The 9657-nt window shown below is 68.4% G+C and carries 7 protein-coding genes; 6 read left to right on the top strand and 1 reads right to left on the bottom strand.

Annotated elements, in window-relative coordinates:
• On the bottom strand, nt 1-446 hold a 446-nt coding region (locus AC2W7M_RS13165; RefSeq protein ID WP_486132736.1), incomplete at its 3' end, for a Ros/MucR family transcriptional regulator.
• Between the two features lie 409 nt (nt 447-855).
• On the opposite strand from AC2W7M_RS13165, the gene msrB reads away from it, so the two are divergent.
• The 6 genes from msrB to AC2W7M_RS13195 all read left to right on the top strand — a co-directional run bounded on the left by msrB (nt 856) and on the right by AC2W7M_RS13195 (nt 9568).
• Entirely contained in the window at nt 856-1308 is a 453-nt protein-coding gene (msrB, locus tag AC2W7M_RS13170) for a peptide-methionine (R)-S-oxide reductase MsrB (protein WP_486132737.1), read from the top strand.
• Nucleotides 1295-3415 carry a S9 family peptidase gene (locus AC2W7M_RS13175; RefSeq protein WP_486132738.1) on the top strand — a complete coding sequence of 707 codons (2121 nt, stop codon included), beginning with the start codon at nt 1295-1297 and terminating at the stop codon, nt 3413-3415. Before msrB ends, AC2W7M_RS13175 begins: the two co-directional genes overlap by 14 nt.
• Before the next feature lie 172 nt (nt 3416-3587).
• Nucleotides 3588-4757 (top strand): LptF/LptG family permease, encoded by a 1170-nt coding sequence (locus tag AC2W7M_RS13180; RefSeq protein ID WP_486132739.1) that lies wholly within the window; start codon nt 3588-3590, stop codon nt 4755-4757.
• Nucleotides 4754-5845 carry an LPS export ABC transporter permease LptG gene (gene lptG / locus AC2W7M_RS13185; RefSeq protein WP_486132740.1) on the top strand — a complete coding sequence of 364 codons (1092 nt, stop codon included), beginning with the start codon at nt 4754-4756 and terminating at the stop codon, nt 5843-5845. Before AC2W7M_RS13180 ends, lptG begins: the two co-directional genes overlap by 4 nt.
• Nucleotides 5842-8334: an LPS-assembly protein LptD gene (locus AC2W7M_RS13190; protein ID WP_486132741.1), complete on the top strand. Its 2493-nt coding sequence runs from the start codon at nt 5842-5844 to the stop codon at nt 8332-8334. The genes lptG and AC2W7M_RS13190 overlap by 4 nt, the downstream gene beginning before the upstream one ends.
• A gap of 343 nt (nt 8335-8677) precedes the next feature.
• Nucleotides 8678-9568 (top strand): peptidylprolyl isomerase, encoded by an 891-nt coding sequence (locus tag AC2W7M_RS13195; protein ID WP_486132742.1) that lies wholly within the window; start codon nt 8678-8680, stop codon nt 9566-9568.
• Nucleotides 9569-9657 lie beyond the last annotated feature (89 nt).

The following is a 9657-nucleotide window of genomic DNA, read 5'->3' on the forward strand; positions in this document are numbered from 1 at the left end:
CGCGGCGGCCGAGCCCCCGGGGCGGCGGCGCTCAGCGGCGGCGGCGGCTGCTGGCCGAGGCCCATCTGCTTGGCGAGTTCCGAGCGCGCAGCGGCATAGCTGGGCGCCACCATGGGATAGTCGGCGGGCAGGCCCCACTTCTCGCGATACTGTTCGGGGGTCATGTCGTACTGGGTGCGCAGGTGGCGCTTCAGCGACTTGAACTTCTTGCCGTCCTCCAGGCAGACGAGGAAGTCGGGCATCACCGACTTCTTGATCGGCACCGCCGGCTTCAGCGGCTCGGCGGCCGGCTCGTCCTCGCCCTTGGAGACGCGCTGCAGCGCACCGTAGACCTCGTTGATGAGGGCCGGCAGGTCCGCCGTGGCAACCGTATTGTTGCTCACATAGGCGGAGACGATGTCGGCCGCGAGTTCGATATAGCTGTTGGTTTCCGTGATATCGTTCATGGTACTTTCTTCGAGCATGTTGACCGATCAGGAAAAAAGACGCTCGAACGCAGTTCCGCCCCGCGCCGCGCCCCGCATCAAGGCCTGCCGCGCGACGCGGGCGCAGTCGATTGATCAGGCACGCGGGCGTTTTATGGTCGAGTTTTACCGATTGCAAGTAGATTTCGCCGCAACTCGCTGCTCATCTTTGCATGTCTTCACGGTTTTGGCGCCAGGTCCCGCCAGCACTCTCTGCGCACAAGTCCTCGTCGGACCGCCTCGGAGCGCGTTCCGGTCAAACCGAGCCGTCTCGACCGGTCCATCGCCCGCCGGCGAAGGCCGGGGGATGGCGTGCGGCCGGCGCGCCCTTGGCACCTTGCGGGCGCGCGGCGCGATATCTACCTGAGGGAAAACGCAAGCGAGGTCCCCCATGGTCGACGCCCAGCGTGCGCCCTCCGCGCCCGAGACGGAGAAGGTGGTGCGCAGCGAGAGCGAATGGCGCTCCTGCCTCACCCCGGCCCAGTTCCACGTGCTGCGCCAGCAGGGCACCGAGCGCGCCTTCACCGGCCCCTATTGGGACGAGAAGCGCAAGGGCCTCTACTCCTGCGCCGCCTGCGGCGCCCCCCTGTTCCGCTCCGACGCCAAGTATGATTCCGGCACCGGCTGGCCGAGCTTCTTCGCCCCGGTCTCGCCCGATGCCGTTGTCACTCACGAGGATGTGTCCCACGGCATGCGCCGCATCGAGGTGCGCTGCGCCCGCTGCGAGGGCCATCTCGGCCATGTCTTCCCGGACGGTCCCGCGCCCACCGGCCTGCGCTTCTGCATGAACGGCACCGCGCTCGACCTCGCCCTCGATCAGGGGGGCGCGGGTGACGGCGCCTGAGCCGCCCCGCGCCGCGCGCCGCAGCGCTCCCGTCACCCATCACGGCGTCACCCTCGACGATCCCTATGCCTGGCTGCGCGCCGACAATTGGCGCGAGGTCATGCGTGACCCGTCCGTCCTCGACGCCGACATCCGCGCCTATCTGGAGGCGGAGAATGCGTGGCAGGCGGCCTGTTTCGCGCCGCTGGAAGGGCTGAAGGACGCGCTGGTGCGCGAGATGCGCGCGCGCATCAAGGAGGACGACAGCTCGGTGCCGCGGCCGGACGGCGCCTTCGCCTATTTCAGCCGCCACCGCGAGGGCGGCCAGCATCCGCTGGTGTGCCGCAAGCCGGCCCGCGGGGACGGCGCCGAAACCATCCTGGTGGACGGCGATGCCGAGGCGGCGGGCAAGGCCTATTTCCGGCTCGGCCACTGGCGCCACGCGCCCGGCCACGCACGCATCGCGTTTGCCGCCGACGAGACCGGCGGCGAGCTGTTTTCCATCCGCATCCGCGAGGCCGACAGCGGCGCGGACCTTGCCGACCGCATCGAGGGCACCACCGGCGACCTGGTCTGGAGCGCGGACGGCGCGGCGCTCTATTACATCCGCCGCGACGCGGAGCATCGCCCCTCCAAGGTGTTCCGCCACCGGATCGGCAGCGATCCGGCCGATGACGCGCTGATCTATGACGAGCCGGACAAGGGCTTCTTCGTCTCCCTCGGTGAGACCCAGTCGGGCGCCTTCGGCCTCATCGCCTGCGGCGACCACGAGACCTCCGAGGTGTATCTGATCGACCTCGCGGACCCCGCCGCCACGCCGCGCCGCGTCGCCGCGCGCACGCCCGGCGTGCGCTACGAGGTGGAGCACCATCCGGACCTCTCCGGCGCGGACCGTCTCGTCATCCTCACCAATGCGGACAGCGCCGAGGACTTCAAGATCGTCACCGCGCCCACGGCGGCGCCGGAGCGCGCCCACTGGCGCGATCTCGTGCCCCACGTGCCGGGACGGATGATCCTGAGCCTCACCCTGTTCGCCCATCACATGGCGCGGCTGGAGCGCGAGGCCGGCCTGCCCCGCATCGTCGTGCGCACGCTCGCGGACGGCGCCGAGCACGCGGTGGGCTTCGCCGAGGAGGCCTATGCGCTGGGGCTCGACGGCGGCTTCGAGTTCGACACCGCCGAGATCCACTTCACCTACGCCTCCATGACCACGCCGGCGGAGGTGTGGCGCTATCACATGGACAGCAGGGACCGCACGCTGTTGAAGCGCCAGGAGGTGCCGAGCGGCCACGACCCCGAGGCCTACGTGACGCGCCGGGTGTTCGCCACGGCGCCGGACGGGGAGAGCGTGCCGGTCTCGCTGCTCTACCGCGCCGGAACGCCGCTCGACGGCACCGCGCCGCTGCTGCTCTACGGCTACGGGGCCTACGGCATGAGCATGCCGGCGGGCTTCTCCACCACGCGCCTGTCGCTGGTGGACCGCGGCTTCGTCTACGCCATCGCCCATATCCGCGGCGGCACCGAGAAGGGCTGGCGCTGGTACCAGGACGGCAAGCTCGACAGGAAGACCAACACCTTCACCGACTTCATCGCCTGCGCCGAGCATCTCGTCGCCGCAGGCTTCGCGCGCCGGGACGGCATCGTCGCCCATGGCGGGTCGGCGGGCGGCATGCTCATGGGGGCGGTGGCCAACATGCGGCCGGACCTGTTCGCGGGGATCGTCGCCGAGGTGCCGTTCGTGGACGTGCTCACCACCATGCTGGATGCGAGCCTGCCGCTGACCCCGCCGGAATGGCCCGAATGGGGCAACCCGATCGCGGACGAGGCCGCGTTCCGCCGCATCCTCGCCTATTCGCCGGTGAACAACGTGCGGCCGCAGGGCTATCCCGCCATCTTCGCGCTCGCCGGGCTCACCGACCCGCGCGTGACCTATTGGGAGCCCGCCAAGTGGGTGGCGCACCTGCGGCACGAGACCACCGCTCGCGCCCCCATCCTGCTGCGCACCAACATGGAGGCGGGCCATGGCGGGGCGGCGGGGCGGTTCGACCGGCTGGACGAGGTCGCCCGCGTCTACGCCTTCGCCCTCGCCACCGTCGGCGCCGCCGCGCCGAAGCCGGTGCCGGCCTGATCGCGGACGCGGCCTCGCCCCGATGATGCCGCGCTCCGCCATGGCCCGCGCGGATCGGTCCGTATTCTAGAGGTATTAAAATGAGGAAATTGCGCCGTCAGGCGCTTCGGGCTATCCAGTGGCCCGATCATTTGCGAGCGGGGGGCGGCTCCGCGCTGCAAGGCGAATTTTGATGGGCCGTCTCGACCGCTACATCCTGTCCACCGCCACCGTGGCGCTCCTCGGGGTCGTGGTGGTGCTCGCGGGCATGATCTGGGTGACCCAGGCGCTGCGCCAGCTCGATCTGGTGACGAGCCAGGGCCAGACCATCATCGCCTTCCTCGCCATCACCAGCCTCACCATGCCGACCCTGGTGCTGGTGATCGCGCCCGCGGCGCTGTTCATTGCCACCGCGTACACTCTGCTGAAGCTGAACGGCGACAGCGAGATCGTGGTGATGGCCTCGGCCGGCATGAGCCACTGGCGGCTGCTGCGACCGCTGGCGCTGCTGGCGCTCATCGTCTCCCTGTTCTGCGAGATCCTCGCCATCGACGTGGTTCCGGCCAGCCTGTCCGGGTTCCGCGAGCAGGTCTCGCGGGTGCGCGCCGACGTGGTGTCGTTCATCGCCCAGCCCGGGCGCTTCGTGAACCTCACCCAGGGCCTCGTCTTTCACGTGCGCGAACGCGGGCAGAACGGGGTGATGCACGGCGTGTTCATCAATGACGGGCGCGACGTAAAGGAGATCTCCACCTATCTCGCCGATCGTGGCCAGATCGTCGAGAACGAGGCGGGCATCTTCCTGGTGCTGGAGAACGGGTCCATTCATCGCCGCGGCAGCGACAAGGCGGCCAGCACCTCCGTGGTGGAGTTTCAGCGTTACGCCTTCGACCTGTCGTCGCTGGCGCCGAGCGCGAGGGGCGATCTCATCCGCCCCATGGAGCGCTCGTTCGCCTATGTGCTCGACCCGCCCAAGAACGACCCGTTCCTGGTCCACACCCCCGGCCGGTTCCGCGAGGAGGTGCACAAGCGCCTGTCGGCCGGCCTCTATCCGTTCGCCTTCTTCGCCATCGCCGCCGCGGCGCTGGCCCGGCCGCGCACCACGCGCCAGAGCCGCGGCCTTGCGCTGACCGCCATCATTCCCGCCATGGCGGCGGTGCAGGCGGGCAATTTCGCCATTGCCGGCCAGTTGAAGGCGCACGTCATCGCCGTGCCGCTGATCTACGCCCTGCCGGTGGTCACGGTGATCCTGTGCGCCATGGTGCTTCAGGGCTGGATCTCCCTTTCGGCGCCGCAATGGCTGCTGAACGGGCTCGACGCCATCCGGGCGCGCTTCGCCCGCGGTCCGGCCGCCGCCACCCCATGATCGGACGCACCCTCGGGCTCTATTTTGCGCGCCGGTTCGCCTCCTCCGTGGCGATGATCTTCCTGTCGTGCGTCGCGCTCATCATGCTGGTGGACTTCCTGGAGATGGCCCGCCGCACGGCGGACCGCGAGCAGGTGACCACGGGCCTGGTGGCGCTGGTCACCATCTACCGCGCCCCCGCCTTCACCGAGCAATTGCTGCCGTTCGCGGTGCTGTTCGGCGCCATCGCCACCTTCGTGCTCCTCTCCCGCCGGCTCGAACTGGTGGTGGCCCGGGCGGTGGGGCTCTCGGTGTGGCAGTTCATCCTGCCGCCGGTGCTGGTGGCGTTCGCCATCGGCGTGTTCGCCACCACCGTGTTCAATCCCCTCTCCGCCGACTTCAAGGAGCGCGCCAACCAGATGGAGGGCGAGTTCTTCGGCTCCACCTCCTTCTCGCTGACCCAGGACAAGAAGGAGTTCTGGGTGCGCCAGCAGAGCGTCGACGGCCAGTCCATCATCCAGGCTGCCGCCTCGCAGCAAGGCGGGCGGGTGCTGACCGGGGTGGTGATCTACGAGTTCGACGCCAACGACAAGCTGATCGAACGGGTGGAGGCCCGCACCGCCACGCTCGGCGAGGGCGTATGGGCGCTCTCCGACGCGCGGGTCCTGGTGCCCGGATTCGATCTCCAGACCTTTCCCACCTATCTCGTCGCCACCAACCTCGATCCGAACCAGATCCAGGACTCCCTGGTGGCCCCCGAGACCGTGTCCTTTTGGCAACTGCCGGGCGCCATTCGCAGTGCGGAACAGTCGGGCTTCGGCGCGACGCGCTACCGGCTCCAGCTCCAGAGCCTTTTGGCCCGGCCGTTTCTGCTCATCGCCATGGTGCTGATTGCCGCATCGGTGGGCCTCAGGGTGTTCCGCTTCGGCGGTGTGGGCCAGACGATTCTCGGTGGCGTCGCGGCGGGCTTTCTGCTTTATGTTGGGTCCAAGCTCGCCGAGGATCTCGGGGAGGCCGGCATCGTTCATCCCGTTGCCGCAGCGTGGTTTCCGGCGGTCGCGGGGATTTTTATGGGGGTCCTCATTCTTCTGCACAGGGAGGACGGATGACGGTCGGGTTCTTCCCCGACGCCGGGCAATGCCAGCCGGTGCGCCGTAAGGGGCTGCGCCGGACGGCATTTCTCGCGCTCGCGGGGGTTGCCGCATTCGCTGTCCTGGCCCTGGCCGGGACCGCACCCGCCGCCGCGCAGGCGCGGGGTGGCAGCGGCGCGTCCGGCCTCATGGCGGCGCCGAAGGTGGACCCGAATCAGAAGATGCTCGTCACCGCCGACGAGATGGAATACGACTACCAGAAGGATACGGTCGCGGCGGTCGGCAACGTCCAGATTTATTATGACGGCTCCACCCTGGAGGCGCATCGGGTCGTGTTCGACCGCAAGGCGAACATGCTGGTGGCCGAGGGCAACGTCCGCATGAAGCAGAAGGACGGCAAGATCGTCACCGCCGACAACCTTCAGCTGACCCAGGACTTCAAGGAAGGCTTCGTCGCCTCTCTGCGCCTCGACACCCCCGACAAGACGCATTTCACGGCCGCCCGCGCCGACCGCCAGGAAGGCAACGTCACCGTCTTCCAGAACGGCACCTACACCGCCTGCGAGCCGTGCAAGGACGACCCGAGCAAGCCGCCGCTGTGGCAGATCCGCGCCAAGAAGATCATCCACAACGAAGACCAGCAGATGGTCTACTACCAGGATGCCACGGTCGAATTCTTCGGCTTCCCGGTGGCCTATTTCCCGTACATGTCCTCGCCGGACCCGACGGTGAAGCGCAAGACCGGCTTCCTGATGCCGGAGTTCCTGTCCTCGAGCCAGCTCGGCTACGGGGTCGGCACGCCGTTCTTCTGGAACATCGCGCCGGACCGCGACATGACCATCACGCCCACCTACCTGACGCAGCAGGGGGTGCTGATGCAGGGCGAGTGGCGCCAGCGCCTGATCAACGGCAGCTACACCATCCGCGCCGCCGGCATCATCCAGCAGGACAAGGACGCGTTCCTCAACGTCTATTCCAACGGCGTGGTGGAGCCGCTGCCCGGCTATCGCGACGAGCGCGGCGCGGTGCAGAGCAGTGGCGCCTTCGCCATCAACCAGTTCTGGACCATCGGCTGGGACGCGACCCTGGTCTCCGACCGGACGTTCCTGCGCGACTACAATCTCGTGCCGCTCTCGAAGACCGAGCAGGTCTCCACCGCCTATCTGACCGGCCAGGGCGACCGCTCGTATTTCGACCTGCGCGGCCTCTATTTCCTCGGCCTGTCGGTGACCGACGACCAGGACCGCCTGCCGATCGTCGGCACGCTCAACTACAACAAGGTGTTCGACAAGGCGCTGTGGGGCGGCGAGGCGGGCGTCAAGGTCAATCTCACCACCCTCAGCCGCGATCAGGCCGACTTCATCGGCACCTCCGCGGCCACTTCAGCGGTGGGCGCCATCGGCGTGCCCACCGGCGCCTGCACCCTTGCCAACCCCAATGCCAGGGAATGCCTGCTGCGCGGCGCGCCGGGCGACTATACGCGCCTGTCCGCCGAGCTCTACTGGCGCAAGACCGTAACCGATTCCATCGGCCAGATGTGGACGCCCTTCGTCTCGGCGCGGGTGGACGTGGCCTCGGTCAATATCAGCCCGCTGCCGCTGAGCTATTCCTACGGCCCCACCTTCCCGGGCCAGAACCCGCTGCAGTCGGGCAGCGAGGACCTGATCCGCGCCATGCCGGCGGTCGGCCTCGACTACCGCTATCCCTTCATCTCCGCCGAGAGCTGGGGCACGCAGACCATCGAGCCGCGCGCCCAGATCATCATCCGGCCCAACGAGACCGCCATCGGCGAGTTCCCGAACGAGGATGCGCAGAGCCTGGTGTTCGACGACACCAACCTGTTCGAGATCAGCAAGTATTCCGGCTGGGACCGGGTCGAGGGCGGCGGCCGCGCCAATGTGGGCATCACCTACACCGCCGCCATCCACGGGGCGGGCCTGTTCTCCGCCGTGATCGGCCAGTCCTACAGCCTGTTCGGCAAGAATTCCTACGCCTATGGCGACATGGCCAACACCGGCCTCGAATCCGGCCTCGAGACCGGCGCCTCGGACTACATCGCCCGCTTCAGCTACTCGCCGACCAAGAATCTCGAGCTGACCACGCGCTTCCGCTTCGACGAGGGCAATTTCTCCATGCAGCGCTTCGAGCTGCAGGGCCGCGCCGAGGTGGACCGCCTGCAGGTGTCGGCGATCTACGGCCGCTACGAGGCCCAGCCGCTGCTCGGCTATTACGAGCGCCGCGAGGGCATCCTCACCAACGGCAGCTACAAGCTGACCGACAACTGGTCGGTGAAGGGCGCGGTGCGCTACAATATCGGCCAGGACGCGTTCGACTACACGCTGGTGGGCCTCAGCTACATCGACGACTGCTTCACGCTCGCCTTCAACTACATCACCGACTACACGCTGAACGGCCCGAACGCGCCGCCCGACACCAAGGTCACGGTCCGCATCGGCCTGCGCACGCTCGGCGAGGGCGGCTTCTCCACCTCCTTCGGCGGCGACTGATCGCCCGACGCCCTGCGGCGGCAGAGCCCCGGCGGCCTCGCCGCGAACGGCGCGCGCCCGGTCGCGATCCGGCGATCGCAACGGCGCGAGCGCATCGGGGCGATCACGATGGGGCGATCACGATGGGGCGATCACGATGGGGCGAGCGCGCCCGGCGCTTATCGCGCCGCAGGGTGGCGTCCCGGCGCATTTGATGTCAGAACAACGCTGGCTGCCGGACCGAGCCGCGCGCTGGCGTGGCCCCATTGCCGCCAGGAACGGAGAGCATCCTGATCAGGAAGCTCCTTGGTCAACCCGGATCGTCGCTCTGCGCGCCCCAACTCGCGGAAGCACCATGTCGTATATGATGCGCTTTCTCTTCGCCGCCCTCCTCGCCGCGTTCGCCTGGGCAACGCCCGCCGCGGCGCAGAAGGTGGTGGTGGTGGTGAACGGCGACCCCATCACCTCCTACGATGTCACCCAGCGCCAGCGCCTGCACCAGCTGATCGAGCGCAAGTCCATCAGCGCCAAGGAGGCGCTGGACGAGCTGATCGACGACCGCATCAAGACCCAGCAGATCCGCCGGCTGCAGACCACCGTCGACAAGGAAGACATCGACCGCATGTATGCCGGCGTCGCCGAGCGCTCCGGCCGCACCGCCGCCGAGCTCACCGCCAGCTTCGCCCAAGGCGGCCTCGACGCCCGCATCTTCAAGGACAAGCTGGTGGCCGACTATGTGTGGAGCCAGTATGTGCGCGGGCGCGCCGGCACCACCATGATCCGCGATTCCGACGTGATCGCCGCGCTGCAGATGCGCGGCGCCACCGAGCTGGTCGCCACCGAATACACCCTCTACCCCATCGTCTTCGTGGTGCCGCGCACCGGCGGCAATCACGGCGCCCGCCTGCAGGAGGCCAATGCCCTGCGCCAGCGCTTCACCAGTTGCGAGGCCGGCCTGGAAACGGTGAAGGGCATGAAGGAGGTGGTGGTGCGCCAGCCCATCATGCGCCTGTCCTCGGAGATGCCTGCCAGCCTGCGCCAGTTGCTGGACAAGACCGAGATCGGCCGCCTCACGCCGCCCGAGGTCAGCCAGTCGGGGGTGGAGACCTTCGCGGTCTGCAACAAGACCCAGGTGCGCGGCGAAAGCTCCCAGAAGCGCGAGATCAAGGACCAGCTGAGCACCGCCCAGTTCACGGCCGAATCGAAGAAGATGATCGCCGAGCTGAGGAAGTCCGCGCTCATCGAATACCGCTGATGGCGGCTCCCGCGCCGGCGCGCCCGCTCGCCCTCGCCCTCGGCCGAGCCCGTCGGCATCGGCCCGGACATCGCCCCTGATGGCCTGGC

This window comes from Xanthobacter sp. BG11Y11_SDJG, assembly GCF_057364445.1.